Raw genomic sequence first — 25,808 nt, forward strand, 5'->3', positions numbered from 1 at the left:
CCCGTCCCCCGGCCACCACCCCTGAACGACGCCCTGCGGGCGGCTTGCGCCCTCCCGTCACCCGGCCACCACCCCTGAACGACGCCCTGCGGGCGGCTTGCGCCCTCCCGTCACCCGGCCACCACCCCTGAACGACGCCCTGCGGGCGGCTTGCGCCCTCCCGTCACCCGGCCACCACCCCTGAACGACGCCCTGCGGGCGGCTTGCACTCTCTACCCCCGAGTGCTAATCATTGGCGTTAGCACTCTCCGAGTGAGAGTGACAAACAGGACCGGGTCGGTGAGGCCCGTAGGCCGGGTGGGGCAAGGAACCACCGCAGGTCTGCAGGTCGTCCGTCGCGGGCGCCAGCGCGGTCCGGAGCAATCCTTCCCCAAGCTCTCAACTGCGTTCGGGCAGGGGAGACCCCATTAGTCCGGGAGGACCACTTCACATGGCCAAGATCATCGCGTTCGACGAGGAGGCGCGGCGCGGTCTCGAGCGCGGGATGAACCAGCTCGCCGACGCCGTCAAGGTCACCCTCGGCCCCAAGGGCCGCAACGTCGTCCTTGAGAAGAAGTGGGGCGCCCCCACGATCACCAACGATGGTGTCTCCATCGCCAAGGAGATCGAGCTCGAGGACCCGTACGAGAAGATCGGCGCCGAGCTGGTCAAGGAGGTCGCGAAGAAGACGGACGACGTCGCCGGTGACGGCACGACGACCGCGACCGTCCTGGCCCAGGCTCTGGTCCGCGAGGGCCTGCGCAACGTCGCCGCCGGCGCCAACCCGATGGCCCTGAAGCGCGGTATCGAGAAGGCCGTCGAGGCCGTCTCCGCCTCCCTGCTCGACCAGGCCAAGGAGGTCGAGACCAAGGAGCAGATCGCCTCCACCGCGTCCATCTCCGCCGCCGACACCCAGATCGGCGAGCTGATCGCCGAGGCCATGGACAAGGTCGGCAAGGAAGGCGTCATCACCGTCGAGGAGTCCCAGACCTTCGGTCTGGAGCTGGAGCTCACCGAGGGTATGCGCTTCGACAAGGGCTACATCTCGGCGTACTTCGCGACCGACATGGAGCGTATGGAGGCCTCCCTGGAGGACCCGTACATCCTCATCGCCAACTCCAAGATCGGCAACGTCAAGGACCTGCTGCCGCTCCTGGAGAAGGTCATGCAGTCCGGCAAGCCGCTGCTGATCATCGCCGAGGACGTCGAGGGCGAGGCTCTGTCGACCCTGGTCGTCAACAAGATCCGTGGCACCTTCAAGTCCGTCGCCGTCAAGGCCCCGGGCTTCGGTGACCGCCGCAAGGCCATGCTCGGCGACATCGCCATCCTCACCGGTGGCACCGTCATCTCCGAGGAGGTCGGTCTCAAGCTGGAGAACGCCTCGCTCGACCTGCTCGGCCGCGCCCGCAAGGTCGTCATCACCAAGGACGAGACCACCATCGTCGACGGTGCCGGTGACAGCGAGCAGGTCCAGGGCCGCGTCAACCAGATCCGCGCCGAGATCGAGAACAGCGACTCGGACTACGACCGCCAGAAGCTCCAGGAGCGTCTGGCGAAGCTGGCCGGCGGCGTGGCCGTCATCAAGGCCGGTGCCGCGACCGAGGTCGAGCTCAAGGAGCGCAAGCACCGCATCGAGGACGCCGTCCGCAACGCGAAGGCGGCCGTCGAGGAGGGCATCGTCGCCGGCGGTGGCGTGGCCCTGCTGCAGGCCTCCTCGGTCTTCGAGAAGCTGGAGCTGGACGGCGACGAGGCCACTGGTGCCGCCGCCGTGAAGCTGGCCCTGGAGGCCCCGCTCAAGCAGATCTCCGTGAACGCCGGCCTCGAGGGCGGCGTCATCGTGGAGAAGGTGCGCAACCTGACCCCGGGTCACGGCCTGAACGCCGCGACCGGCGACTACGTCGACATGATTGCCGAGGGCATCATCGACCCGGCGAAGGTGACCCGCTCTGCCCTGCAGAACGCCGCCTCCATCGCCGCGCTGTTCCTCACCACCGAGGCCGTCATCGCCGACAAGCCGGAGAAGGCCGCCGCGCCCGCCGGTGGCGGCATGCCGGGCGGTGACATGGACTTCTGATCGGCCACTGGTACCACGCCGGTACCGCCACTGGTTGATCAACCGTCCTTGGTTCGCTGGGGCGGCACCCTCCTCCCAGGGGGTGCCGCCCCAGCGGCGTTTCGCGGCCCATTGCGACGACAGCTGACTACTCTGTGCATCAAGCTGAATATATTCAGCTATGCCCAGTTATGTTCCACCATGTTCGGCTATGTCGTGTGATGAGAGTGGGCGACGCCTGACCATGTTCGTCAGAGCCATCAAAGACATCAGCGCCATCAGAGGCATCAGGACCATCGGAGCCATCGGAGCCATCGGAGCCATCAGGACCATCAGGGCCATCGGAGAGGGAAGCCCCGAGCTGCCGCTCGACCTCGCACGAGTGGGCGCTCGCCGCCGCCGGGAGGCAACGGCGGCCTTCCTGCTCGCGGCGTCCGCTGTCCTCTACAACGCCTGGGTCCTGGAATTCCCCCTCCCGACCGGCCTGGACCCGCGCCACTCCTACGTCAGCGAGCTGTACGCCGCCGACCAGCCGTTCCGACCGCTCTTCGGCGGCATCGAGATCCTCTGCGCGGTACTGACGAGCGTGGGCGCGGTGCTGGCCCGCGGCAGCGCGACCGGCCCCTGGGCGCGGGCCGGGTGGCTGGCGGTCCTCGGCCTGGGCCTGTCGTCCCTCGCGGACGTCCTCCTCCCCATGTCCTGTGCGCCGTCCCTGGACCCGGGCTGCGAGGCCGTCCATCCCTGGCACACCGTCACCAGCGCCCTGGCCCACTTCTTCGTCTTCGCCTCGATGGGGCTGCTCAGCCTGGCAGGCGGTGTCGAACGGCCCCGCCTGCCGCTGGTCCGCCGCTGGGGGCCGCGGGTCCTCGGGCTGGCCCTCCCGGCGGCGGTCGGCACGGTGGGACCGCTGTTCGGCCGGCCGGGCTGGCACGGCATTCCGCAGCGGACGCACCTGGCGCTGGTCGGCGTGTGGTTCGCCCTGCTGGCGGCCGAGCTGGCGAGGTCGGCCGCCCGGTATCCCACCCGGTACGCCACCCCGGAGCCGGCTGAGCGCGGGTACCCCACTCGGGGGTCAACCGTGTGAGCGCCACTCACTCTTTGGGGGGCGGGTGCGGAGCGGGGGTGCCTGCGTTTCGTCCGAACCGCCTGAGAGCCGCCGACGGGACGCGTACGCTGCTCCGACGATGACCGAGTTTGTCGAAGAAGTCCGTTCCCGTGTCGTGCGGCTGCTGCGGATGGCCAACACCACCGACGACCGGCTGCGCAAGCAGATCGTCGCCTACGCCGACGCGACGCCGGAGCCACCGATCATGGGGTCGCTGGGGATCGGGACGACCGGCTGCCCACGATGCCGGCGCACCATGTGGCAGCAGCGGGACAACGAGGGCCCGGTGTGGGTGTGCGCATTCTGCGGCCACGTCGAGAGCGTGACCGTGATCTGCCCGCACTGCGCCGTGTCGATGGAACCACCGCCCGCGGGCTGGGTGGACCGCTGGTCCTGCTCCGAGTGCCCCCGGGTCGCCGCGACCGGCGAGAGTGCGCAGGAGATCGACGCCCGCGAACGGGACCGCCAGCGTGCCCTGGCACTGCTGGACCAGGCCCTCACCTCGCACCCCTGCACCACCACCCGCCCCCCGGTCCCGGGGCCCACCACCCGCCCCCCGGGCCCCGAGCCGGGACCGGGGCCCGCGCCGACGACGGGGCCAGGGCCGGCGACGGAGCCGGGAGCGGGGCCCAAGCCTGGGGCGGCCCCCGGGCTGGCTTGACGAGAAGTGACGTTCGAGAAGTGACGCTCCGAGATCTCCGAGATCTCCGAGATCTCCGAGATCTCCGAGATCTCCGAGATCTCCGAGATCTCCGAGATCTCCGAGTTCAGGGATCGAGTTCAGGGATCAGTGAGATCTGAGAGAGGTGAGATGGGCTCCGCATCGGAGTTCAGCTCGGCCCGCATCCGCCTGCTGAGCCCGAATACATACGTGGTGAGAAAGCCGGCCGCATAGCCGACGGCGAGGCCCAGGGCGTAGACCACGACGGTGGTGCCGAGGCTCTGGCCGCCCCGGACCAGGGGGAACAGAGCCCAGCCGGAGGGGCCGATGGCCGTGGAGCCGACCGTATCGCCGAGCTGGTTGAAGAGGCCGACGAAGCCGCCGCCGAACGCGCCCCCGATGCAGGCGGTGATGAACGGGCGGCCGAGGGGGAGCGAGATGCCGTAGATCAGCGGCTCGCCGACGCCCAGGAAGCCCGCGGGGAGGGCGGACTTGATGGTCCTGCGGATCGAGCGGTTCCGGGGAAGGCGGAGGTAGACGGCGAGTGCGGCGCCGACCTGTCCCGCGCCGGCCATGGCGAGGATCGGGAGAAGCACCGTGTAGCCCTGCTGCTGGATGAGCGTGGTGTGGATCGGGATCAGCGCTTGGTGGAGGCCCAGCATGACGAGGGGCAGGAAGAGACCGCCCAGGAGAAACCCGGCGAGCGCACCGCTGTGCGCCAGCAGCCAGTGGGCGGAGGTGCCGATGGCGGTGGATGCCTCACCCGCGGTGTACATCAGGCCGAAGATCGTGACCAGGCCGGTGACGAGAACGGTGAGGGCCGGAGTGAGGAGGACATCGAGCGCCTGGGGGATCAGCCGGCGGCAACGCTTCTCCACCTGGACGGCGAGCAGTGCGGCAGCCAGCGCGCCGAGGACACCGCCTTGGCCGGGGGAGAGCTGTTGGCCGAAGGCGGTGATGTGAGTGACGCCGGGGAAGACGATGACGGCGGCCACCGCGCCGCCGAGGACCGGAGTGCCGCCGAACTCCTTGGCGGTGTGGTAACCGACGAAGACCGCGATCAGCGACATGAAGCCCGAGGCGATGGCGGTGAGCGCGGGGACGATGGACGGCAGCCAGCCCAGGTTGGCCAGCAGGCCGTTGACGCCGGCGACGATACCGCAGCCGATCAGGGCCGGGATCAACGGGACGAAGACGTTGGCGATCCGGCGGAGGAAGAGTCTGAGGGGGGTGGCGTTTCTGGTCTTCTGACGGGCCTTGAGGGCGGTGCCCTGGGCGGCGAGTCGCTCGGCCGTGGTTGTAGGGGCCTGCGTTATGGGGGCCTTGCGCGCTGCCTCCTTATTCCGGCAACGAATACGGAGCGTGATTGATTCCTTGCGGAGCGGGGTTTTTTGGAGCGGGTTCTGGGTGGTTGAGGTCGGCGTGGCGGTGATGGGGGCTGCGCGGGTCTGCGCCACCAAGTGTTCGAGCTGGGGGGTGACCTGGGCGACCGTGCCGGGGCCCAGCACGATCTGGTACGTGTCGTCTTCGACCACGCCCATGACGGCCGACAGCCCTTTGAGTGCTTCGCCCTGGACCAGTGAGCGGTCCTGGAGGCCGAGGCGGAGCCGGGTCATGCAGTGGGCGATGGCGGTGATGTTCTCGGCGCCGCCCACGAGCGGGAGGATCGCGGCGGCGATGGCGCGGTTCGGGTCTTCGGGCATGGGTGGCGCCTTGCTGTGCGGGTTGTGTCACTGGTTCATGTTCGTGGGTTCATGTTCGTGTCGCTGGTGGCGGGTTGATGGTTGTTCGCGGTGGTGGTTTGGGGGTTCGTGGGTGGGGTTTGGTGGGGTTTATTGGTTGTGGTTCTTTGCGGCCTTTAGTGCGGTACGGAGGTGGCCGTTGGAGGACTTGAGGAGGAGGGCGGCGGTGGGGGCGTCGACGTTGCCGAGGAGGGTGAGGATGGCGTTCTTCACCTCGCCGTCCGTGATGCGGAGTGCGGTCTCGATCTCCAGGTCCGTGGCGCCGGTGGCGAGTGCGACGATGCGGTGCGAGCGGGCTCGCAGCTTGTCGTTGGAGGCGCGGACGTCGACCATCAGATTCCCGTAGGTCTTGCCCAGTCGGATCATGGTGATCGTGGAGAGCATGTTGAGTACGAGCTTCTGTGCTGTGCCGGCCTTGAGGCGGGTGGAGCCGGTGAGCAGCTCGGGGCCGACCACGATCTCGATGCCCTGCTCGGCGGCCGCGGCCAGTGCCGAACCGGCGTTGCAGGACAGGCCGATGCTGAGCGCGCCGGTGGCGCGGGCGTACTCGACGGCACCGATCGCATACGGGGTGCGGCCGGAGGCCGAGATGCCGACGACGGTGTCGCGGTTGGTCAGGCCGATCGCGGTGAGGTCCTTGGCGGCCAACTCCCTGCTGTCCTCCGCCCCTTCGACGGCGGTGACCAGAGCTGTCGGCCCGCCGGCGATCAGGCCGAGGACCTCGGACGGGTCGGTGTTGAAGGTCGGCGGGCACTCGCTGGCGTCCAGGACGCCGAGGCGCCCCGCCGTACCGGCACCGGCGTAGACGAGACGGCCACCGAGGGCCATTCGGGCAGCGGTGGCGTCGATGGCGGCGGCGATCTCCGGCAGTCGCGTGGCGACGGCGGCGGGGACGGTGGCGTCCTCGCCGTTCATCGTGCGGGCGATGTCGAGGGTGGAACGGTGGTCGATATCGGCGAGGTCGGGCCGGAAGGCCTCGGTGGTGAGGGTGTCCAGTTGGGCCCGCAGCTGGGCGGGGTCGGTGGTGGCGGTCATGGCTGGGCGCTCATTTCCGTGTGCGGTTGTGGGGCGGGTCGGGGGCGCGGGCCTGTTTCCTGTCCGTTGAGGGCTGTCCTTGAGGGTGTCTGTTTGGGTTTACGGCTGGTGTCGGTGGGCGAGGGCTTCGTAGGACGCGGACAGGGCCGGGGCCGCCGTGTCGTATGTGCGCTGGGCGACGCCTATGAACAGGCAGTCGATGACGAGTAGTTGGCTGGTGCGGGACGACATCGCGGCGGGGCGGAGTTCGCTCTCGCGGGCCGTGGAGGTGGTCAGTATGTAGTCGGCGTAGGCGGCGATCTCGCCGTCGGGGCGGCCAGTGATCGCGATGGTGGTGGCGCCATGGTCGAAGGCCACCCGCAGGGGCTCGATGACGTCGGTGGTGCGGCCGGAGTGGGTGATGGCGATGGCGACGTCGCCTGTCTGCATCTGTACCGCGTTGGTGACGGCGAGGTGCGGGTCTGCATGGGCGTGGGCGATCAGGCCGATGCGCAGGAACTTCTGGGCGAGGTCCTGGCCGACCAGGTTGGAGGCGCCGATGCCGTACACATCGATCCGGCGGGCCCCCGAGAGTGCGGCGACGGCGGCCTCGAGCTGAGTGACGTCCAGCCCGGCCGCGGTGTCGGCCAGGCACTGCTGCTCCTCCTGCGCCAGCTTGGTGACCACGTCGACGAGGGAGTCGTCGACCGCTATGTCCGCGGTCACGGCGGGCGCGCTGCCGGCCGCCTGCTGTGCGGCGAGCGCGGCGAGCGCGAGGCGGAGGTCGCGGTAGCCCGGATAGCCGAGCAGCCGGGACGTTCGTACGACGGTGGCTTCGCTGGTGCCCGTGCGCTCGGCGAGGCCGGTGACGGTGAGCGCGGCGCAGCCGGCCGGGTCGCTCGCGACGGTCTCGGCGACCCGCTGCATGGAGCGGGTCATCGTCGGCGCGAGTGTGCGGACCTTGGCGGCGAGTGCCGCGGGGGCGGGCGGGGCCGGTGGTCGGGGATCGACGGCCACTTCTTTGAAAGTTTCCTTCACGTTATTACTCACGTCTGAAAAGTAATTTCATTGATTGTTGTGCGTCAATACCCTCCGTGAGGATGTGGATAACGTGTCGCAGCCGCCGCCAGGGCTGTGGACAACGTCGGGCGCCGAGCGGCGGTCGGGAGACAATGGGGGACATGGAGCTGGAACAGGCGTTGCATGCCGCGCGGGCGCTGGTGCTCGCTGATCTGATAGCGGACGAGGTGGCCGACGCCGACATCGTCTCGCTCGTGGAGGATGCGGTGGTGCACCGCCGGTGGTGGGTGGAGCAATGGCCTGACGGCGCGGAATTCGTCGCGGGGCTGATAGCGCAGGACGTCCAGGACGCCCTCCTGGAGCGGTACGGCCGCTGGCCGCTGTGCCCTGTGTGCACGGAGTCGGGTGATCCCCATGCCCTGGACGTGGAGCCGGAGTTGGGGCCCGATCCGCACTGGGTCTGCCCCAAGACGGCGGTCGCGGTGGCCCGGGTCGGCCGGCTGCGTGCCTCGGTGGAAGGCTGAGGTGCGTGGCGGTCCTCATCGACCCACCCATATGGGCGGGACACGGCCGTATGTGGTCGCACCTGGTCAGCGACCGGTCCTTCGACGAGCTGCATGCCTTCGCGGCTCGGCTCGGCATCCCGCGGCGGGCATTCGAGCGGGATCACTATGACCTGCCCATCGAGCGTTACGACGAGGCGGTGCGTGCCGGGGCGGCGGAGGTCGGGAGCAAGGAGCTGGTGCTGCGGCTGACGGAGGCGGGTCTGCGGAGACCGAAGCACCGGCCGGCTCCGCGGCGTAGCGGTGTCAGCAGGCCGTAGCCGTAGGGGGCGGGGGGTAACCCGAGTGGCCGAGGGGCCGGGTGGTCGAGCGGCCCCGTGCGGGAGTGCCGAGTGGCTGCCTGGCCCAGGGGTCGGCCCCGGATCGGTGGCCAGTACCCCTGGGTCAGGTGGCTCGGTGGTCGAACGGTCTCCGTCGGGCTTCCCGGGCCCCGGTCAGTGCCGCTTCGCGGTCTCCCTCGCGGGTGCCGCGGCCGTCGAGGACGCGACGACCCGGGAGTGCTGCCGTGTGTGGTGGAGCCGGAAGGCGACGGCGGTGGTGACGACGGCCGCCGCGGCCAGCGCCGCGCCCGTCCAGGCCACGGACGGGTAGCCCCAGTGCGCGCTGATGGCCAGGCCGCCGAGCCAGGGGCCGAGGGTGTTGCCGATGTTGAAGGCGGCGGTGGTGGTCGCTCCGGCCAGCGTCGGCGCGGCGTTCGCCACGTTGAACATCCGGGCGTTGAGAGCCGGAGCGGTGGTGAACGCGGTCACCCCGAGCATCAGGGAGAGCGCGATGGCCGCGAATGCGTTGTGCGCGGTCAGCGCCAGCACGGTCAGGACGGCGGTGGACGCGGCGATGCCGCCGAAGATCGTGCCGAAGGGGTGCGCGTCGGCGATCCGCCCACCGATGAACGTGCCGATCAGCGCGCCGACACCGAAGAGCGCGAGCACGGTCGGCACCCAGCTCTCGGCGAGGCCGGCGGTGTCGGTCAGCAGCGGCGAGAGGTACGAGAAGAGCGCGAAGACCGCGGCACCGTTCAGGGCCGTGGCGGTCAGCGCAAGCCAGACCTGGGCGTCCTTGTAGATGGTGAGCTCGCGGCGGAGCTGGGGGCGGTCGTCGCCGGTGGGCACGGCCGTACGCGGCACCAGCGCGATCACCCCGACCAGGCCGAGCGCGGCGAGCCCGGCCACGGCCCAGAACGCGGCGCGCCAGCCGGCGTGCTGGCCCAGCATCGCGCCGGCCGGGACACCGGCGATATTGGCGATGCTCAGGCCGCCGACCATGACGGCCATCGCGCGGGCCCGCGCGGTCACCGGTACCAGCGAGACGGCGACCGCGGCGCCGACCGCCCAGAAGCCGGCGCAGGCCAGCGCGCTGATGACGCGCGAGACGAACAGCACGCCGTAGGACGGCGCCAGCGCACCTGCCACCTGCCCGAGCCCGAAGACGGCGAGGAGCGCGATCAGCGTCGTGCGGCGGGGGAGCCGCAGTGTGGCGGCGGCGAGCACCGGGGCGCCGACCACCATGCCGATCGCGAAGGCGGACACCAGCAGACCGGCCTGCGGGATGGAGACCCCCAGGTCACGGGCGAGCGGCTGGAGAATGCCGGAGAGCATGAACTCGCTGGTGCCCAGGGCGAAGACCGACAGGCCGAGGATGTAGACGGCTATGGGCAGGCGCGTGCGAGTGGTGGGTGCGGTAGCGGGGTGGTCGGAGGCAGTGGGGGGAGTGGCGGGTGCTGACATGACAGCTACCAACCGTGACGGTGCTCTGCGCATTCCCGGTTGGCGCGGTCGGTTGACGTGACATTGGCCATGGTGGTTCCGGACATCGGCCATGGCGGTTCCGGCGCGCGGCTCACCGGTCGGCCGTGCGCCGGTACCGCCGTTCGGTGATCGGCGGGCTGTCAGTGGCTGCGCGTAAGGTGATGGATACGGAGTGAGGTGGCGGGGGGAGGTGGGTGGTGGATGAGTGATGGCCGCGGCGGGCCTCAGCCGCCGAGGAGGTCCAGTTCGGTGGTGAGGTTGCGGCGGGCCAGGTGCTCCCAGCGGTCGAAGCCCAGCGGAGTCCTGAACAGCCGTGGCAGAGCGAGGAGGTGGCGGAGAACGGCGGAGCGGCCGGCGGCGAAGTCGGGGTCCGGTACGAAGGCGTACTCGTTGCGGACGGCGGCGGCGTAGGCGGCGTAGCCGTCCGGCGAACCGGCGAGCACCGCGAGATCGGCATCGCACAGCACTTCGCCGTCGGCGTCGTCGGGGTCCGGATCGTGGGTGACGGTGAGCCGCACCAGGCGGGCGACCTCGGCGGTGCGGGCCGCGTCGATGCCCAGCTCGGGCAGGGCGCGCTCGGCGAGGGCCGCGCTGCGCTCCTCGTTCTCGGAGCGGTCCGGCCGGTAGACCGCGTCGTGGAACCAGGCCGCCAGCTGGACCACGGCCAAGTCATCGGCATGACCGGCGAGTTCGTCGATGCGGGTGAGGACCGTGGCCAGGTGCTCGACAGTGTGGTAGTGGCGCTGCGGCTCGCTCCACCGGGCGAGCAGGTTGTCCGCGTACGGGGTGGGGTCGGGGGCCGGTGCGCCTCCGGGGAGCGCGGTCTGCGCGCCGCCGCGGGCCTCGGCGATGGTCGCGGCCCAGCGTCGGCGCAGTTCCGGCGCCGGGTCGGTGGTGTCTGCCGCACGGGACACGGGGGTCATGCGAATCATTGTGCCCTGGGGGCGACCAGCCCGTTACGCTGGAGATTGGACTAGACCTGTAGGCCCCTGTTGCCGGAGGTCCGGGATCGTCACCGATACCGGACCGTCGGCACCGTCATACGGCATCGTCATCGATAGCGGATCACCGGAATCGTGAGCGGCACCGGATCACCGGATCCCGGATCACCGGAATCACCGGAGTCGTCAGCGAGCTTCACCAAGGATTGAGGTCATATGAGCAAGCGCGCGCTCCTGGAGGTGATCGCGCTCGGCCCCGAGGACGCGGTCGCCGCCCAGGCCGGCGGTGCCGACCGCCTGGAACTCGTCACCGATATGGCGGCCGACGGGCTCACGCCCTCCCGGGCCACCTTCGCGGCGATCCGGGCGGCCGTCGATCTCCCGCTCCGGGTGATGCTGCGGGCTGCCGACGGCTTCGCGGCCGGTGACCTGGAGGCGCTGTGTGAGGACGCGGCGGCGCTGCGTGCGGAGGGCGCCGAGGAGTTCGTGCTCGGATTCCTGACGCCGGACGGGCGGCCGGACCTCGCCGCGGTGACGGCACTGGCCGAGGTGATCGACGGCTGCCGGTGGACGTTCCACCGGGCCATCGACCGGGCCGCTGACCGCGATGCCCTGCGGAAGGAACTGGCGGGGGCAGCCGGCGCCGCGGGCCTCGACACCTATCTGACGGCCGGTGGTGCGCAGGGCGTCGCGTCGGGGTTGCCGGTGCTGCTCACCGAGCAGGCGCGTAGGGCCGGGGCCGAGCCCGGATACGCACCGCGGATGCTGGTCGGCGGGGGACTCGGGCTCGGCCATCTGCCGGCGCTGTGCGCGGCCGGCCTCGACGCCTTCCATATCGGAGGCGCCGCCCGGCCGGCCGGCTGGGATGCGCCGGTGGATGCGGCGGCGGTACGGGAGTGGCGTGAGGCGCTGGACCGCGAGGTGTCCTGAGGCAGCGGCTCGGGGGCTTGGCGGGTTGGTGGGCTCGGCGGGTTTGGTGAGGTGGCTTGGCGGCGGACTGGGCGGCGCAGGCGGCGTCCGCCAGTCCGCTCCTCGGTCCGCCCGGTCCGCCCGGCCGTACGGGGACGCCGCCCGGTGGTACGGGTAGGCGGGAGGAGGGACGGGACCCCTTGAGGCCGCCGGGCTCCCTATCCCAGGCAGAATTGCACCCAGATGGCGATGCAGTTGGCGGTGCCTTCGTCGGGATCACCGTCCCTGTGGTGCTCGTCGCTGCGGGCGATCGGGCCCGACTGGGCAACCGGGGCCTTGGCGGCGGCATGAGGGCCGAGCGGGGTGGCCACGGCGGATGCGGCCGTCACCGTCCCGGCCGAAAGAGCAAGGGCCAGGGCGGCGGCACTGACTGTCGCGATGCGGGCAACGGCCTTCTTCGGCCGGTTCATGTGTGTGTTCATGGGAAAACCATGCATGGCTTGGCGGCGCATCACGCCCTGAGCGCGACTGATCGGATGACGGGTCGTCGGAAGTTCATCCGGCGGGATCCGCGGTGACGCCACTATGAGGATCCGCGGGCGACGCCGACCACGAGATCCGTGGCGATGCCCGCCATGAGATCCGTGGCGGGCCCACTATGCGGTCCAGGGCGACGCCCGCTGGTCGGTCAGTTGTTCCGGGAGCGGGGCCGCGTGGACCACCGTCAGGCCCGAAACCGGACGGGTCAGGCATACGTACAGGCGCCGCAGGCCGGTCCGTTCGTCCGGTTCGCCGTCGACGATGGCCGCGGGCTCGTCCAGGACCACGTAGTCGTACTCCAGGCCCTTGGCGAGCGTGGCCGGTACCAGAGTCAGCCGGGACTCGGCCGAGGTCTCCTCCCCTGGAGCCAGGCAGGCGATTCCGGCCGCCTCAAGGGCCGTGCGCAGCAGCGGAATACGGGCCTCCGACGCGATCAGGCCGATCGATCCCTCCTTCTTCAGGGCGTCGTCGCAGGCCGCCAGAGCCGCCGCGGTCAGGTCGTCCGGCTCGACCCGGCAGATCGCGAAGTCGCCCGCCGACTCGCGGATCGAGGTGGCTTCCGTCAGGCCGGGTGCGATGGCGGGCAGCAGCCGGGACGCGTACGCGATCACCTCGCGCGGTACGCGGAAGCCCTGGGTGAGTTCTTCGACGGCCGAACCCGGCTTGCCCAGGTGGGCCAGTGCTTCGTCCCATGTGCCGGTGGCCCAGGGGGTGGTTCCCTGGGCGATGTCGCCGAGGATGGTCGCCGAGCCCGTCGTGCAGCGGCGGCCGACCGCGCGGTACTGCATGGGGGAGAGGTCCTGCGCCTCGTCCAGGACCACATGACCGAGCGAGGGCGTGCGCTCGATCAGATCCATCGCCTCGTCGATCAACACCGTGTCCGCGGCGGACCACTTGGCGCTCTTCACGCTGCGCGCCGCCCTCTTCCCCGAGCCGGGCTGCGTCCACAGGATCGCCTTCTGCTCCTCGGGCGTCAGGATCCCCTCGGCCTGCTCCGCGAGGAAGTCCGCGTCGCCCAGCAGCCGCAGCACCAGCTTCGCCGGATCGACCGGTGGCCAGGCCGCCTTGACCACGGCCTTCACGGCGGCATGACGGGCCACCGCGTCCTGCACCCGGTCGTCCGGGGCCTCCCCGGCCTGCTCCATGCGGACCAGCACGGCATGTGCGATCCGCTGGGGGAGCGCCTCGCGGGCCGCGCCGTAGCGGATGTCGCGGTCGGTCAACTCGCGGACGAGTTCTTCGAGTTCATACGCCGGTACGCGCCAGCGGCGGGAGCCGCGGACGACCACACAGGGCTCCTCGGGCACCGAGATGTGCGAGCGGACGGCCCGGCGCAGGACCTCCGCCATCCGCGCGTCTCCCTTGATCATGGCCGCGGCCGCCTCGTCCGTGGCGCGTACCGGCACATGCGCCACCAGGTCGTCGACCGTGGCCTGTTTGACCTCCAGCTCACCGAGGGCGGGCAGGACCTGCTCGATGTAGTGCAGGAAGGAGCGGTTGGGGCCGATGACGAGGGTGCCGGCGCGGGCCAGCCGCTCACGGTGCGCGTAGAGCAGATACGCGACCCGGTGGAGGCCCACCGCGGTCTTCCCCGTACCGGGTGCCCCCTGGACGCAGACCGTGCCGCCGATCCCCGCGCGCACGATCTCGTCCTGCTCCGGCTGGATCGTGGCGACGATGTCCCGCATCGGGCCGACGCGCGGGCGTTCGATCTCCGCCTGGAGCAGTCGGCTGGTATGGGCCTCCTCGGGGGAGCCGGAAGGTGCCGTCACTGCCGGGCCGGTGAGGTGCTCGTCCTCGTACGCGGTCAACTCGCCGCCCGTATAACCGAATCGGCGGCGCAGCTCGAGATCCATCGGGTCCTTCTTGGAGGCCCGGTAGAACGGCTGGGATACGGGGGCGCGCCAGTCGATGACCATCGGATCGCCGTCGGCGTCGTGCACATGGCGCCGCCCGATGTAGAAGCTCTCTCCCGCGGCGCCCTCGGCGAGGTCGATGCCCGGTGCGTGGAGGTAGTCGAGGCGGCCGAAGAAGAGGGGGGTGTGGGAGAGGTCGGCGAGCGCCTTGATGCGGGCGTCGATCTCGCCCTGGAGGACCTCGGCGTTGACCCAGTTCGCGGTCACGTCCGTGATGTTGAGGTTCTCGGCGTCCTTGCGCATGGCGCGGAGGGCGGCGCGGGAGGCGGCGAGGTGTGCACGTTCGGCGTGGAGCGCCGTCGATGAGGGGTTGTGGGGGTGGTGCGGAGGGTGGGGGTGGTCGTCGGGCGACGGGTGGGCAGGCGAGGGCACGGCGTTGCCTCCGGAGGCAGGTACTGTGGCGCGAAGCGAACGGCGGATACGCAGATGCGTATCCGCGTATCCGCATACGTGGATACTGCGGCGTGAAGCGAAGGACCGGCCGGTTTCCGACCGGGCGGCGGCACTCCTCGGCGGGAGGCAGGCAGGCGCGCGATTGTAGTCAGCGCGTTGTTGTGGCGCCAACGAATTTCCGGCCCCCCCGGGGTCCGGCGCCTCCCTTTTCCCCGGCCTCCCCGGCGTGCCGGCCTGGGGCCCGGGCGCCATGCCGTAGGGGATGACCCTGACAGCCGGAGGCCTTCAGTAGGTCTCCGGTAGGTCTCCCGTAGGGGACGGGGTGGACTGGAGGTGGAGATCCGGTGCTCTCGGAATGGGCCCAGGGGCCGATGTGCGGCAATCGGGTGAATCCCATCATGGAGTCATGAGCAGCGCAGCGATTCCACCAGCCTCCATTCCGTCCGCCGCATTCCACCCGGCCCGGGGGGCCACGGCCCTAGGGCCCGACTCCGTCCGCGGTGCGGCGTCCGCCCCCGGGCACCGCCACCTCCTGGGCGATGCCGTGCGCGCGGTCAAGGTCTTCGGCAAGGCCGCCTTCAGCGTCGCCGTCCTGGGCGAGTACGCCGACGACGTTCCCGGCGTCCGCCAGGCCGACCGTCGGGCCGGTCGCCGGACCAGCCACTGAACCATCGACCACCCACCCGTCACACCCACCCGTCACACCCACCCGTCACCACCCAATCGATCACCGCGTCGATCAGCGCGTCGACCACTGAACCGACTCGTATGTAGCCGCACACGTGTCCATCGCGACGCCTTCCGGGCAGAATGCGGACAATCGCGATCGGGATTCGACTCCGCGGCGACTCAGCACGCCTTCCGGCGACCTCGTGTCGACATCTGGATGACCGAAAACCGTTACGGATGATCGGCCCCGGTCCACTAGCGTCGCGGCAGAGCGCGCTCGGGGCTATGTCGACGAGGAGGAGTCAGCGAGTGTCTGCCGCCGATGGGATGCGGCCGTGGAGAGGGGCCTGGGCCCTGAGCATCGCGAGCCCGCGCCGTCTGGTGTGCGCAGCGGCGCTGCTCCTGGCGTCGTTCGCCGGGCTGTACGTGCTGTATCGGTTCCACCCGCTGTCGATGTCCGACATAGCGGTCTACCAGGCCGAGGGCGAGGCCGCCGCGGCCCGCGGCGACCTCTACGGATTCACGGTCACCAAGTGGAATCTGCCGGCCACCTATCCGCCGTTCGCCGCTCTGCTCTTCATCCTGACGACGTGGGTCTCGCTCAGTACCCTCAAGGTGGTCTGCGTCCTGGTCAACGCGGCTCTCCTCGCCCTGCTGGTCCACCTCTCCTGCAAGGCCGCCGGCCTGCGACGAGTCGCGTACAGCGCCCCCGCCCTGCTCACCGCCACCGCACTCGGACTCTGGCTGGAGCCGGTCTTCCAGACCTTCGCCTTCGGCCAGATCAACCTCGCTCTGACCTGCCTGGTCCTCTGGGACCTCTCCCGCCCGGACGGCGCGCGCGGCAAGGGCTTCGTCACCGGGATCGCGGCCGGTATCAAGCTCACCCCGGCGATCTTCGCCGTCTACCTCCTGATCACCGGCCGGGTGAAGGCCGCTTTCACCGCCCTTGCCGGGTTCGTGTTCTCGGCGGTCCTGGGCTGGCTGGTGCTGCCGGAAGCCAGTGTCGAGTTCTGGACCCGGCGGATGTTCGAGACCGGCCGGGTCGGTCTGGCCTGGATCGTCGACAACCAGTCACTCCAGGGCCTGATCAGCCGGGTACTGCACACCCCGGAACCGGGCCTGCTGTGGGCGGTGCCGACGGCGCTGACCGCGGCGGCCGGACTCTGGACCGCCCGGCGGATATATCTGCGGCGCGGACTGGAGATCTGGGGCGTACTGGCAACGGCCGTCACCGCGCTGCTGGTGTCGCCGATCAGCTGGTCCCACCACTGGGTCTGGTGCGTGCCGCTGCTGATCGCGCTCGCCGCCCACACCCGGCGCAGCCCGTGGCGGCGGGCATTGCTGGCTGCCCTCGCCGTCGCCTTCACCCTCCGCACGATGTGGATCGTGCCGCACGCCGGGGACCTCGACCTGCGCTTCTCCTGGTGGCAGCAGCCGCTCGCCGCCCCGTACCCGCTGATCGGCCTCACCCTGCTCGCGGTGCTGGCCAGCTGGTCACCTCGGCCCGCGGGCGCCCTGACCGAGGAGCCCGGCGACGTCCCGAGCAGACCTGCCGGCCGTATGCCCAAGCCGAGGACGGACGCCCAGGAGCTCCCCGCCCGGACCGGCTAGGAGCTGGGGGCGTCTCAGCCGTTCTCACACGTCCTCATCCGCCGCCAGCAGCTCGTCCGCGTCCACGATCCGGTACGCGTACCCCTGCTCGGCCAGGAAGCGCTGACGGTGGGCGGCGAAGTCCTGGTCGATGGTGTCCCTGGCGACCACCGAGTAGAACCGCGCCTCGTGCCCGTCCGCCTTGGGGCGCAGCACCCGCCCCAGCCGCTGTGCCTCCTCCTGCCGTGAACCGAACGTCCCCGACACCTGGATCGCGACCGTGGCCTCGGGAAGGTCGATCGAGAAGTTCGCCACCTTGGAGACGACCAGTACCGAGATCTCGCCCTCCCGGAACGCGTCGAAGAGCTTCTCCCGCTGGGCGTTGGTGGTCTCGCCCTTGATCACCGGCGCGTTCAGATGCTCGCCGAGCTCGTCCAGCTGGTCGATGTACTGGCCGATGACCAGTGTCTGCTCGCCCTCGTGCCGGCGGACCAGCGCCTCGGTCACATCGCGCTTGCTGTCGGTGGTCGCGCAGAAGCGGTACTTCTCCTCGGTCTCCGCCGTCGCATACGCCAGCCGCTCCGACTCGGTCAGGTTGACCCGGACCTCGACGCAGTCGGCCGGGGCGATGTACCCCTGCGCCTCGATCTCCTTCCACGGTGCGTCGAACCGCTTGGGCCCGATGAGGGAGAAGACATCCGACTCCCGGCCGTCCTCCCGCACCAGCGTCGCGGTCAGCCCCAGCCGCCGCCGCGCCTGCAGATCGGCGGTGAACTTGAAGACCGGCGCGGGCAGCAGATGCACCTCGTCGTAGACGATCAGGCCCCAGTCCCGGGAGTTGAACAGCTCCAGGTGCGGGTAGACGCCCTTCCGCTTGGTCGTCAGCACCTGGTACGTGGCGATGGTGACCGGCCGGATCTCCTTCTTCGTGCCGCTGTACTCGCCGACCTCGTCCTCGGTCAGCGAGGTCCGCCGTACCAGCTCGTGCTTCCACTGCCGGGCCGAGACCGTGTTCGTCACCAGGATCAGCGTGGTGGCCTTCGCGCGGGCCATGGCACCCGCCCCCACCAGCGTCTTTCCCGCGCCACAGGGCAGCACGACGACACCTGAGCCGCCGTGCCAGAAGCCCTCCACGGCCTGCTGCTGGTACGGCCGCAGCCCCCAGCCGTCCTCGTGCAGCTCGATCGGATGCGCCTCACCGTCCACGTAACCGGCCAGGTCCTCGGCCGGCCAGCCCAGCTTCAGCAGCGTCTGCTTGATCTGTCCGCGCTCGGAGGGGTGCACGATCACGCTGTCCGGGTCGATCCGCGCCCCGACCAGCGGCTGCACCTTCTTGGACCGGAGGATCTCCTCCAGTACCGGCCGGTCGGTGGTGGTCAGCACCAGCCCGTGGGCGGGGTGCTTGACCAGCGTCAGCCGGCCGTACCGGGCCATGGTCTCGGCGACGTCGACGAGCAGCGCGTGCGGTACCGGGTACCGCGAGTACTGCACCAGCGCGTCGACGACCTGCTCGGCGTCGTGCCCGGCGGCCCGCGCGTTCCACAGCCCCAGCGGCGTCACCCGGTACGTGTGGATGTGCTCCGGTGCCCGCTCCAGCTCGGCGAAGGGCGCGATGGCCCGCCGGCAGGCGTCCGCCAGCTCATGGTCCACCTCCAGAAGCAGCGTCTTGTCGCTCTGGACGATGAGAGGTCCGTTCACGCGCCTCGCCCTTTCCCTTCGGCACCCGGCCGGCACGCGAGTGTCCCGTACCGCCAAACCTCCAGTGTGCCCCATCGGGGCGGAACGGGGACGGGGCTGCCGGGAGCGCGGATCTCAGACCGCGTCGTCCGCCAGTTCCGCCACCCCCGTGATCCGGTGCAGGGGGTAGGTGCGGACCTCGTCGGCGGTGTGGTCGTAGGCGGTCACGAAGCCGCCCTCCACGCGTACGGGGGCGATGACGCGCTGGCTGGCCGCGCCGTCCGCGTTGACGTACCCGATCCAGACGGCCGAGTTGGTGAGCACCGCGGCCTGCATGGTGGCGAGGGTCTCCGCGGAGGTGGTGCGCGGGAAGGCGCCCCGGGACCGGTCCGGGACCTTGGCCTGGTCCTGGTCCCGGGTCTGATCCTGGGCCCTGGTCTGGCCCTGGGCCTGGGTGGGGGCCCGGACCGGCTTGCGTTCCGCGGTGGCGGCGAGGTCGCCGGCCCGGATGGCGCGGACCGCCGCTTCGAGCAGGGTGCGGTCAGGGGACGGCGGCCCGTCGGGCACCGGGACGGGCGCACTGCGCGGCAGGGTGCGGTACGAGTCGGCGCGGGCGACCAGGACATCGCCGGCGGCGGACTCCGCGGCCGGGGCGTAGCCCATCTCCCGTAGTCCGTCCAGGAGTTGTTCCGGGGAGGACTGCGCGGCCAGTACGGTCGGGGCGAGCCGGCGCAGGCGGAGTGCGGCGGCGCGGCGGTCGGCGAGGATCTCGGAGAGCAGCGCGTCGTCGTCGCAGCGGACGTAGGCGGTGGCCGCGCCGACCCGCAACTGGCCGTGTTTACGGGCCACATCGTCGATGAGGTAGGCGAGTGGCTGAGGAACCGGCGTACGGGAGTGGGTGCGGAGGAACTCCCGCAGCTCGGCGGCCGAGCGGCCGGCGTCCAGGGCGCGGCGTACGGAGGCCGGGGTGAAGCGGTAGACCGTGGCTCCGCCCTTGGACTCGATGTCGGCGAGTACGCCGAGCGCCTCGGCGAGCGGGCGCCGCAGCGGGCCGGGGGCGACGGCGGTCAGGTCCGCCTGGAGGAGGACGTGGTCGAGCGGTTCGGGGAGCAGCGGGGCGAGCAGGGCCGCGGCGCGGGCGGCGGCCGTCGCGGTCTCGGCGGGGGTGGGGACGGTGACGGTCGCGGTCGCGGTGGGGACGGTCGTGATCTCGGTGGGGGTGGTCGCTTCGTGCGCGGCGTTGATCAGGGTCCGGCCGTGGGCCGACAGCGCGCCCCGGCCCGTCACGCCGAGCAACTCCGCCTCGGACAGCGTCCATTGGGCGATCCGTGAGCGCAGGTCGAGGGTGGGTGCAGAGCTGCCAGGAGGGGATGCGGCCGAGGTGGGGGCAGGGGTGCCCGGGGAGGCGGTCGCGGTGGGCGCGAGGCCGCCAGGGGAAGCGATCGGGGAGGGTGTGGGGATGCCCGGGGTGGTGTTCCCGGCAGGTGCTGCGGCGGTTGCGGCCGGTCGTCCCGCCGTCCCCGCCCCGCGCAGCGGACGTTCCCACCGCAGCCGGGACAGGACCGTCGCCGCCGGTACGGAAGCGCCCGGCGGCAGACCGGCGAGCAGCGCCAGGGTGCGCCGGCGGACCTCGGGCGCCGGGGAGCGGTCCAGATGCGGGCCGAGCGCGGCCAGCGTGCGCCCCTTCGCGTCGGCGGTACCGACCACGCCCGGGGTGCGGGTGGCCGGCAGCCAGCTGGTCACCAGCGCCGCCCAGCGCTCATGATCGGGCAGCTGCAGCCACTCCTCGGCCGCCGGGGTGGCCGCGTACCGCTCATCGGCCTCGCCGTCAGAGGCGATCAGCCCGGCCCCGTGGGCGAGTTCGAGCCAGAAGGCGGCGAGCTGCTCAGTGGTGTCCAGGGCCACGGCGGTCCGCTTGAGATCGCGGACGCTCAGGCCTCCGGCGCGCAGCACCGGGGGCCCGCCCAGGTCCCACTCCTTGAGCAGCTCCTCGACGGTCGCCAGCGCGGTGTACGCCTGGCCCGCGGCGGTGCGGTCCACAAGCTGGGGATCGCGTTCCGTGACCGGCTCCAGCGCGGGCGGCACCGGCTCGGGGTGACGGTGTGCCCGCCCGCCCCGCAGAAAGAGCGCCGCCTCGCGCGGCAGGACGACGTTACGGCCGCCGGCCGGCAGCAGCAGTCCGCGGTCGAGCAGCCACTGCAGGTGCGGGGCCGGGCGGTCGGTGACACCGCCGTACGGCGGGCCCCACATCAGCTTGTCGAGGACGGCCACGGACTCGGCGGGCGCACTGTCGAGCAGCGCCGCCATCCGCGGGCGGTCGGCGAAGAGCGAGGTCAGCGCGGCGACCGCGGAAACCGGGTCATGGGTGGTGGGCAGCCCGGCGGCCGCGATGATCTCCTGTAGCCGGCCCGGTGACATACCGGCCGTGGCCTCGGCGACGGTGGGGCCCAGACCGGTCGGCGACGGGTGCGCGGCGCTGGGCGTCAGCAGCTCGCGGGCCGTACGTACCAGCCGCAGCCGGTCGTCCGGGCCCCACACCAGCGCCTGCGCACGCAGCTGCGCCACCGCCCGGGGCAGTTCGGCGACGACCGCCTCGTCCGCGGCGCTCACGGCCTCGTTGCCGTTGGCCGCCTCGTCTTCCCGGCCCTTCTCCCGGCCCTTCTCCCGGCCCTTCTCCCGGCCCTTCTCCCGGCCCTTCTCCCGGCCCTTCTCCTGGCCCTTCGCCTCGTCTTCGGCGTCTCCGCCCATCAGCGCGGCCAGTGTCCCGTACGGGCACGGATCCGGCGCCACCGCCAGCGCCTCGGCGGTCTGCAGCGCGAACAGGTCGAGCCGCTCCACCGCGCGCACGACGGACGCCCGGGTCCCGGCCCGGGTCGCCAGCTGTGTGACGTCGCCCGGTACCGGATTGAGCAGGTCGGGCCGGGCCCGCAGCAGCCCGATGAGCCCGCCGTCGGTGCGGGTTCGAAGCTCCTCGGCGAGGGTGCGGGGGATACCGGTCATTCGTCCTACGTTAGCGGGGTGAGGGGGGCGGGGGCAGTGCGTGGCGGCGTGGGGCGGGGACCGGGCCCGAATCGGGGGCTCGAATCGGGGCCGGAGGCGGGGCCGGGAGCTTTGACTGGGGTGGGGGGCCGCCGGAGGATGCCAGGTGCCGCGAGACGCCGCTGAGCGTGCCGGGCGGCCTCCGGTCCGTTGTCAGTGCGGGGCGGTACCGTCGAGGCGGTTGCGGTAACCAGCGGACGCCGCAGGTGATTTCGTCGCCGGTGAACGCATCTCGGGGGAGTCGCCGCTGCGGACCAAGGGGATCAGTGGATCAAGGAGAGCAAGGGGGCAGGGGATTTCGTGGGGATCGAGAGCGATCAGCTCGTCTTCGACTATCTGAGCCGGGTGGGCGACCTGGCCCAGCAGCAGGGTCTACCCGCCGCCACGCGGATGCGGCTGGTGACCCGGCTCCGGGCCGAGATAGACGAGCGGAAGCCCGACTCGGTGTCCGGTGTGAAGCGGATGCTGGCGCGGCTGGGGTCGCCGGAGGCGGTGGTCGCGGAGGCCGGCGGCACCACGCCGTCCGGGGAGCTGTCGGGGGACGGGCCTACCGCGCGGGCCGGGCACTCCTCTGGAGCTGGGCACCTTTCAAGGGCCGGCGAGCCGCCTTCCCGGCGGACTTCCCCTCGCGACAAGCTCGCCGGCCTGGCCTGGCGCAGCGGCCTGACCGGTAAGGCGCTGCGGTACGGCAAGGCGTCCACGGATGACAAGCCGCAGACCTCCGGCCTCCCCCCGCACCTTGCCGGTGCGGACGAACTCGGCGACGGGGGCGGCGCTCCTGACTGGTGGCGGATGGGGCCGGCACCGTTGGGCCCGGGCGAGACCGTGCCCGGATTCGTCGGGGGCATCGAGATTCCGGAGATGTGGGACCGGCCGGATGGCAAGGGCACGGGCAAGGGCACGGGGGAGGACGGGGGCGAGGGCGAGGGTCAGGGTGAGAGCGGTGAGGGCTGCACGGGTGGCAAGGGCAGTGGTGGCGACGGCGGCCGACTGTCGCTGAGCAAGAGGGACGAGAGCGGCGAGGGAGGCAAGGGAGGCAAGAGGGCGACGGGCAGGGCTGCGGGGGGCAGGCGGGGTGCGGCGGTAGACGCCGAGGATGCCGTGGCGGCGGCCGACGTGGCCGACATGACCGATGTGGCGGACGGCAGCGGTGAGACCGGTGACACCGGCGGCACCGGTGAGGAAACCGGTGAGGAAGTGGAGCCCGGTGTCCGGGAGGACACCGCCGGTCCGATGCCCCTCCGGGCATGGCTGAGCCCCGTCCCGACGCTGGCCGCGCTCCTGCTCGTGGCCGGTGCGGTGCTGGGGTCCTGGTGGGCGGTGGCGGGGGGCTGGGCGCTCGCCTACGTATCGCGGCGGCTGAGCCGGACCGAGGCCAAGTTCGCGGCGCTGGGGGTGCCCGGGATCGTCGTCGGCGGCCTGCTGGTCTGGTTGTGGGGGCGCCTCGACCGCCGCTGGGGCGAGCCGGTCGCCGAGGGCCGGCTGGGGCAGGAGTTGCTCGATGGTCTGCCGGTCGTGGCCCGGTTCGCGGCCATCGCCTCCGCGCTGTTCCTGCTGTGGCGGATGCGGCGGGCGGCGCGGTAGCGCAGACGAGGCGGACGCGGCAGACGAGAGCCCCTGCGCCAGCCCCCTGGCCCTCGCAGCCCCTACCCCTCGCAGCCCCTGGCCCTCGCCCCCGTGTCCTCGCCCCGCAGCCCCTGCCCAGTGCCCCTGCCCGACCGGCCGGGAGCGCCTGCACAATGGCAGGCATGGCTGCGTACCCCCTGACGGTCGGATTCGACCTCGACATGACGCTGATCGACTCCCGGCCGGGCATCAAGGCCGCCTACGAGGAGCTGGCCGCCAGGACCGGTACGTATATCGATGCCGAGGCCGCGGTGACCCGGTTGGGACCGCCGCTGGAGGAGGAGATCCGCCGCTGGTTTCCCGAGGAGCGGGTGGCGGAGGCCAGCGGCCTCTACCGCGAGCTGTATCCGGAGTACGGGATCACGCCGACCCTGGCCATGCGCGGCGCCCGGGAGGCCATCGCCGCGGTGCAGGCAGCAGGCGTCGGCGCGGGCCATGGAGCACAAGCAGAAGCAGAAGCAGGAACAGCAGCAGGAACAGGAACAGGAGCACCAGGGCGGGCGATTGTGGTGACGGCCAAGTACGAGCCGAACGCCAAGCTGCACCTGGCACACCTGGGCATCGAGCCGGACGCGGTGATCGGCTCGCTGTGGGCGGAGGCGAAGGCCGAGGCGCTGCGCGAGTACGGTGCGCGGATCTACGTCGGCGACCACACCGGTGACGTACGGGGTGCGCGCGCCGCGGGCGCGGTGTCCGTGGCCGTGGCCACCGGGCCGTGCGACGGGAGTGAGCTGCTGGCGGCCGGCGCCGATGTGGTGCTCGGGGACCTCATGGACTTCCCGGCGTGGCTGAACCGTTACGTTGCGGAGTCACTGGACGGTTCGGGCGCTCCGGACGGTCCGGACACTCCGGGCACTCCGGACGTCGCCTCGGCCTGACGCCGCTGCGTGAGCGCGGAACGGACCAGTCCGGTGGCGGCGACCAGGAAGCCGAGACCCATCAGCATGCACAGCCAGTAGAAGGCGGACGGCAGCGGAGGGGTCCCCAGGAACAGCGGCGTCACTGTGGCGAGAGTGGCCAGTGCGCCAAGTAGGAACATGATCGCGCCGATTCGGACCAGCAGATCCCCGGCCCGGGGAGTTTCGTCAGACACCTGACCAGGGTAAGTCCGGGCCAGAGGCGACGAGGATCCACCCGGCGGCGTCTTGTCACCGGCCCCGGGACCATTAGCCTTGGTGGTGGCGGGTCCTGCGGCCCGCTGCATTGCTATCCAGACCCGTTTCTTCCGCAGCCAGTTCCCGCGGCAGACCCAGCCCAGATTTCCACCGGATTCCCACCAGATTTTCCAACGAGTACGAGGACGAGGACAGACGTGCCTACCGGCAAGGTCAAGTGGTTCAACAGCGAGAAGGGCTTCGGCTTTCTCTCCCGCGATGACGGCGGCGACGTCTTCGTGCACTCGTCGGTGCTGCCCGACGGCGTGGCCGCGCTCAAGCCTGGCCAGCGTGTCGAGTTCGGCGTCGTCGCAGGGCAGCGCGGTGACCAGGCGCTGTCCGTGATGCTCCTCGACCCGACCCCCTCGGTCGCCGCGGCCCAGCGCCGTAAGCCCGATGAGCTCGCCTCGATCGTTCAGGACCTCACCACGCTTCTGGAGAACGTCACCCAGCAGCTGGAGCGTGGCCGTTACCCCGACAAGGCGCACGGGGCGAAGATCGCCGGCATGCTGCGCGCGGTCGCCGACCAGCTCGACGTGTGAGCCGGTTAGGCATCTGAACCAGTCCGGCCGCTGAACCGGCTCGGCCGGTCACAGAAAATCAGACAAACTTCAGCGCATCCCGGCCGAGGGGCGGCACCAGCCCCTCGGCCGCGGCGCGGGTGAGCAACCCGCGCACCGCGGCATAGCCGTCCTCTCCGAGGCCGGCGGTGAACTCGTTCACATACAGCCCGATGTGCTGGTCGGCCACCTTCGGGTCCATCTCCTGCGCATGCTCCAGGACGTACGGACGGGACGCTTCCGGGTCGTCCCAGGCCATCCGGACGGAGGTGCGGATGGCGGCCGCCAGCTCGCGCAGCGTCCGCTCGCCCAGTGACCGCTTGGCGATGATCGCGCCGAGCGGGATCGGCAGCCCGGCGGTCCGCTCCCAGTGCTCGCCCATGTCGGCCAGGCACACCAGGCCGTAGTTCTGGTAGGTGAAGCGCGCCTCGTGGATGACCAGGCCCGCGTCGACCCGGCCGTCCCGGACGGCGGGCATGATCTCGTGGAACGGCAGCACCACGATCTCCCCGACACCGCCCGGTACCTCGGCCGCCGCCCACAGCCGGAACAGCAGGTACGCGGTGGACCGTTCGCTGGGTACCGCGACCCGTCGGCCGGCCAGGTCCGCGGCCGTCCCCTGCTGCCGGGTCAGCACCAGCGGCCCGCAGCCGCGCCCCAGCGCCCCGCCGCAGGGCAGCAGCGCGTACTCCTCCAGGACCCATGGCAGCACCGCGTACGACACCTTCAGGACGTCGAACTCACCGCGCTCCGCCATCCCGTTGGTCAGGTCGATATCGGCGAAGGTGACCGCGAGCTCCGGCGCGTCCGGGACGCGGCCGTGCGCCAGCGCGTCGAAGACGAAGGTGTCGTTCGGGCACGGCGAGTACGCGATGTCCAGCGGCCGGGTCACGGGCTGGGCCACGGGCTGGA

21 protein-coding genes are annotated in these 25,808 nt (G+C 71.3%); 11 read left to right on the forward strand and 10 right to left on the reverse strand.

Translation table 11 applies throughout. The features are described from left to right. The first annotated feature begins 430 nt into the window (after window positions 1-430). The 3 genes from groL to AZE13_RS37715 all read left to right on the forward strand — a co-directional run bounded on the left by groL (window position 431) and on the right by AZE13_RS37715 (window position 3,798). The gene (gene groL / locus AZE13_RS00600) at window positions 431-2,053 is read left to right on the forward strand and encodes a chaperonin GroEL (protein ID WP_066925373.1); all 1,623 of its coding nucleotides are present in this window, start codon (window positions 431-433) and stop codon (window positions 2,051-2,053) included. Window positions 2,054-2,243: 190 nt separating this feature from the next. Then, on the forward strand, window positions 2,244-3,116 hold the full coding sequence (locus AZE13_RS00605) for a DUF998 domain-containing protein (RefSeq protein ID WP_258527514.1): 873 nt from the start codon (window positions 2,244-2,246) through the stop codon (window positions 3,114-3,116). A gap of 100 nt (window positions 3,117-3,216) precedes the next feature. Then, window positions 3,217-3,798 carry a hypothetical protein gene (locus AZE13_RS37715; RefSeq protein ID WP_066925376.1) on the forward strand — a complete coding sequence of 194 codons (582 nt, stop codon included), beginning with the start codon at window positions 3,217-3,219 and terminating at the stop codon, window positions 3,796-3,798. Between the two features lie 119 nt (window positions 3,799-3,917). Here the strand turns inward: AZE13_RS37715 and AZE13_RS00615 are convergent, their stop codons facing one another. The 3 genes from AZE13_RS00615 to AZE13_RS00625 all read right to left on the reverse strand — a co-directional run bounded on the left by AZE13_RS00615 (window position 3,918) and on the right by AZE13_RS00625 (window position 7,604). Further along, complete coding sequence (locus AZE13_RS00615) at window positions 3,918-5,501, reverse strand: PTS transporter subunit EIIC (protein ID WP_066925379.1); 1,584 nt, start codon at window positions 5,499-5,501, stop codon at window positions 3,918-3,920. Window positions 5,502-5,630: 129 nt separating this feature from the next. Continuing rightward, window positions 5,631-6,575, reverse strand: coding sequence for an N-acetylmuramic acid 6-phosphate etherase (gene murQ / locus AZE13_RS00620; RefSeq protein WP_066925382.1), 945 nt, complete (start codon window positions 6,573-6,575; stop codon window positions 5,631-5,633). Between the two features lie 99 nt (window positions 6,576-6,674). Further along, entirely contained in the window at window positions 6,675-7,604 is a 930-nt protein-coding gene (locus tag AZE13_RS00625; protein ID WP_066925385.1) for a MurR/RpiR family transcriptional regulator, read from the reverse strand. A 131-nt stretch (window positions 7,605-7,735) separates the two neighbouring features. On the opposite strand from AZE13_RS00625, the gene AZE13_RS00630 reads away from it, so the two are divergent. Both AZE13_RS00630 and AZE13_RS00635 read left to right on the forward strand, forming a co-directional pair. After that, window positions 7,736-8,098, forward strand: a complete 363-nt coding sequence (locus AZE13_RS00630; protein ID WP_066927019.1) for a hypothetical protein — start codon at window positions 7,736-7,738, stop codon at window positions 8,096-8,098. A 5-nt stretch (window positions 8,099-8,103) separates the two neighbouring features. Next, window positions 8,104-8,397: a DUF4031 domain-containing protein gene (locus tag AZE13_RS00635; RefSeq protein ID WP_066925388.1), complete on the forward strand. Its 294-nt coding sequence runs from the start codon at window positions 8,104-8,106 to the stop codon at window positions 8,395-8,397. A gap of 174 nt (window positions 8,398-8,571) precedes the next feature. Here AZE13_RS00635 and AZE13_RS00640 read toward each other — a convergent pair whose 3' ends face one another. After that, window positions 8,572-9,861, reverse strand: a complete 1,290-nt coding sequence (locus tag AZE13_RS00640; RefSeq protein WP_079123559.1) for a Cmx/CmrA family chloramphenicol efflux MFS transporter — start codon at window positions 9,859-9,861, stop codon at window positions 8,572-8,574. A gap of 245 nt (window positions 9,862-10,106) precedes the next feature. Beyond that, complete coding sequence (locus tag AZE13_RS00645) at window positions 10,107-10,805, reverse strand: hypothetical protein (RefSeq protein WP_066925390.1); 699 nt, start codon at window positions 10,803-10,805, stop codon at window positions 10,107-10,109. A gap of 234 nt (window positions 10,806-11,039) precedes the next feature. Here AZE13_RS00645 and AZE13_RS00650 point away from each other — a divergent pair, with 234 nt between their 5' ends. Further along, window positions 11,040-11,753: a copper homeostasis protein CutC gene (locus tag AZE13_RS00650; RefSeq protein ID WP_066925393.1), complete on the forward strand. Its 714-nt coding sequence runs from the start codon at window positions 11,040-11,042 to the stop codon at window positions 11,751-11,753. Window positions 11,754-11,950: 197 nt separating this feature from the next. Here the strand turns inward: AZE13_RS00650 and AZE13_RS00655 are convergent, their stop codons facing one another. After that, window positions 11,951-12,202, reverse strand: a complete 252-nt coding sequence (locus AZE13_RS00655; protein WP_066925396.1) for a hypothetical protein — start codon at window positions 12,200-12,202, stop codon at window positions 11,951-11,953. Window positions 12,203-12,388: 186 nt separating this feature from the next. After that, window positions 12,389-14,560, reverse strand: coding sequence for a HelD family protein (locus AZE13_RS00660; RefSeq protein ID WP_066925399.1), 2,172 nt, complete (start codon window positions 14,558-14,560; stop codon window positions 12,389-12,391). 427 nt (window positions 14,561-14,987) lie between these two features. Between AZE13_RS00660 and AZE13_RS00665 the strand changes: the two genes are divergently transcribed. Beyond that, a complete protein-coding gene (locus tag AZE13_RS00665) occupies window positions 14,988-15,248 on the forward strand; it encodes a hypothetical protein (RefSeq protein WP_066925402.1) in 261 nt (86 codons plus the stop codon). 311 nt (window positions 15,249-15,559) lie between these two features. Further along, window positions 15,560-16,861 carry a glycosyltransferase 87 family protein gene (locus AZE13_RS00670; RefSeq protein ID WP_066925405.1) on the forward strand — a complete coding sequence of 434 codons (1,302 nt, stop codon included), beginning with the start codon at window positions 15,560-15,562 and terminating at the stop codon, window positions 16,859-16,861. A gap of 24 nt (window positions 16,862-16,885) precedes the next feature. Here AZE13_RS00670 and AZE13_RS00675 read toward each other — a convergent pair whose 3' ends face one another. Both AZE13_RS00675 and AZE13_RS00680 read right to left on the reverse strand, forming a co-directional pair. Continuing rightward, on the reverse strand, window positions 16,886-18,538 hold the full coding sequence (locus AZE13_RS00675; RefSeq protein ID WP_066925408.1) for a DNA repair helicase XPB: 1,653 nt from the start codon (window positions 18,536-18,538) through the stop codon (window positions 16,886-16,888). Between the two features lie 114 nt (window positions 18,539-18,652). Further along, on the reverse strand, window positions 18,653-21,517 hold the full coding sequence (locus AZE13_RS00680) for a helicase-associated domain-containing protein (protein WP_066925411.1): 2,865 nt from the start codon (window positions 21,515-21,517) through the stop codon (window positions 18,653-18,655). Between the two features lie 339 nt (window positions 21,518-21,856). Between AZE13_RS00680 and AZE13_RS00685 the strand changes: the two genes are divergently transcribed. The 3 genes from AZE13_RS00685 to AZE13_RS38940 all read left to right on the forward strand — a co-directional run bounded on the left by AZE13_RS00685 (window position 21,857) and on the right by AZE13_RS38940 (window position 24,878). Then, window positions 21,857-23,140 (forward strand): hypothetical protein, encoded by a 1,284-nt coding sequence (locus AZE13_RS00685; protein ID WP_066925414.1) that lies wholly within the window; start codon window positions 21,857-21,859, stop codon window positions 23,138-23,140. 164 nt (window positions 23,141-23,304) lie between these two features. Beyond that, window positions 23,305-24,060, forward strand: a complete 756-nt coding sequence (locus AZE13_RS00690; RefSeq protein WP_066925417.1) for an HAD family hydrolase — start codon at window positions 23,305-23,307, stop codon at window positions 24,058-24,060. A 434-nt stretch (window positions 24,061-24,494) separates the two neighbouring features. Continuing rightward, the gene (locus AZE13_RS38940) at window positions 24,495-24,878 is read left to right on the forward strand and encodes a cold-shock protein (protein WP_066925419.1); all 384 of its coding nucleotides are present in this window, start codon (window positions 24,495-24,497) and stop codon (window positions 24,876-24,878) included. Window positions 24,879-24,936: 58 nt separating this feature from the next. Here AZE13_RS38940 and AZE13_RS00700 read toward each other — a convergent pair whose 3' ends face one another. Next, entirely contained in the window at window positions 24,937-25,788 is an 852-nt protein-coding gene (locus AZE13_RS00700) for a 1,4-dihydroxy-6-naphthoate synthase (RefSeq protein ID WP_066927024.1), read from the reverse strand. Between the last annotated feature and the right edge of the window lie 20 nt (window positions 25,789-25,808).

The sequence above is a fragment of the Streptomyces sp. NBRC 110611 genome (assembly GCF_001590865.1).
Taxonomy (GTDB): Bacteria; Actinomycetota; Actinomycetes; order Streptomycetales; family Streptomycetaceae; genus Streptomyces.

What these genes read in the sequence shown, in the direction of transcription:
- groL (WP_066925373.1), top strand. Translation starts at nt 431, where the DNA reads ATGGCCAAGATCATCGCGTTCGACGAGGAGGCGCGGCGCGGTCTCGAG.
- AZE13_RS00605 (WP_258527514.1), top strand. Translation starts at nt 2,244, where the DNA reads ATGTCGTGTGATGAGAGTGGGCGACGCCTGACCATGTTCGTCAGAGCC.
- AZE13_RS37715 (WP_066925376.1), top strand. Translation starts at nt 3,217, where the DNA reads ATGACCGAGTTTGTCGAAGAAGTCCGTTCCCGTGTCGTGCGGCTGCTG.
- AZE13_RS00615 (WP_066925379.1), bottom strand. Translation starts at nt 5,501, where the DNA reads ATGCCCGAAGACCCGAACCGCGCCATCGCCGCCGCGATCCTCCCGCTC.
- murQ (WP_066925382.1), bottom strand. Translation starts at nt 6,575, where the DNA reads ATGACCGCCACCACCGACCCCGCCCAGCTGCGGGCCCAACTGGACACC.
- AZE13_RS00630 (WP_066927019.1), top strand. Translation starts at nt 7,736, where the DNA reads ATGGAGCTGGAACAGGCGTTGCATGCCGCGCGGGCGCTGGTGCTCGCT.
- AZE13_RS00640 (WP_079123559.1), bottom strand. Translation starts at nt 9,861, where the DNA reads ATGTCAGCACCCGCCACTCCCCCCACTGCCTCCGACCACCCCGCTACC.
- AZE13_RS00645 (WP_066925390.1), bottom strand. Translation starts at nt 10,805, where the DNA reads ATGACCCCCGTGTCCCGTGCGGCAGACACCACCGACCCGGCGCCGGAA.
- AZE13_RS00650 (WP_066925393.1), top strand. Translation starts at nt 11,040, where the DNA reads ATGAGCAAGCGCGCGCTCCTGGAGGTGATCGCGCTCGGCCCCGAGGAC.
- AZE13_RS00655 (WP_066925396.1), bottom strand. Translation starts at nt 12,202, where the DNA reads ATGAACCGGCCGAAGAAGGCCGTTGCCCGCATCGCGACAGTCAGTGCC.
- AZE13_RS00665 (WP_066925402.1), top strand. Translation starts at nt 14,988, where the DNA reads ATGAGCAGCGCAGCGATTCCACCAGCCTCCATTCCGTCCGCCGCATTC.
- AZE13_RS00680 (WP_066925411.1), bottom strand. Translation starts at nt 21,517, where the DNA reads ATGACCGGTATCCCCCGCACCCTCGCCGAGGAGCTTCGAACCCGCACC.
- AZE13_RS00690 (WP_066925417.1), top strand. Translation starts at nt 23,305, where the DNA reads ATGGCTGCGTACCCCCTGACGGTCGGATTCGACCTCGACATGACGCTG.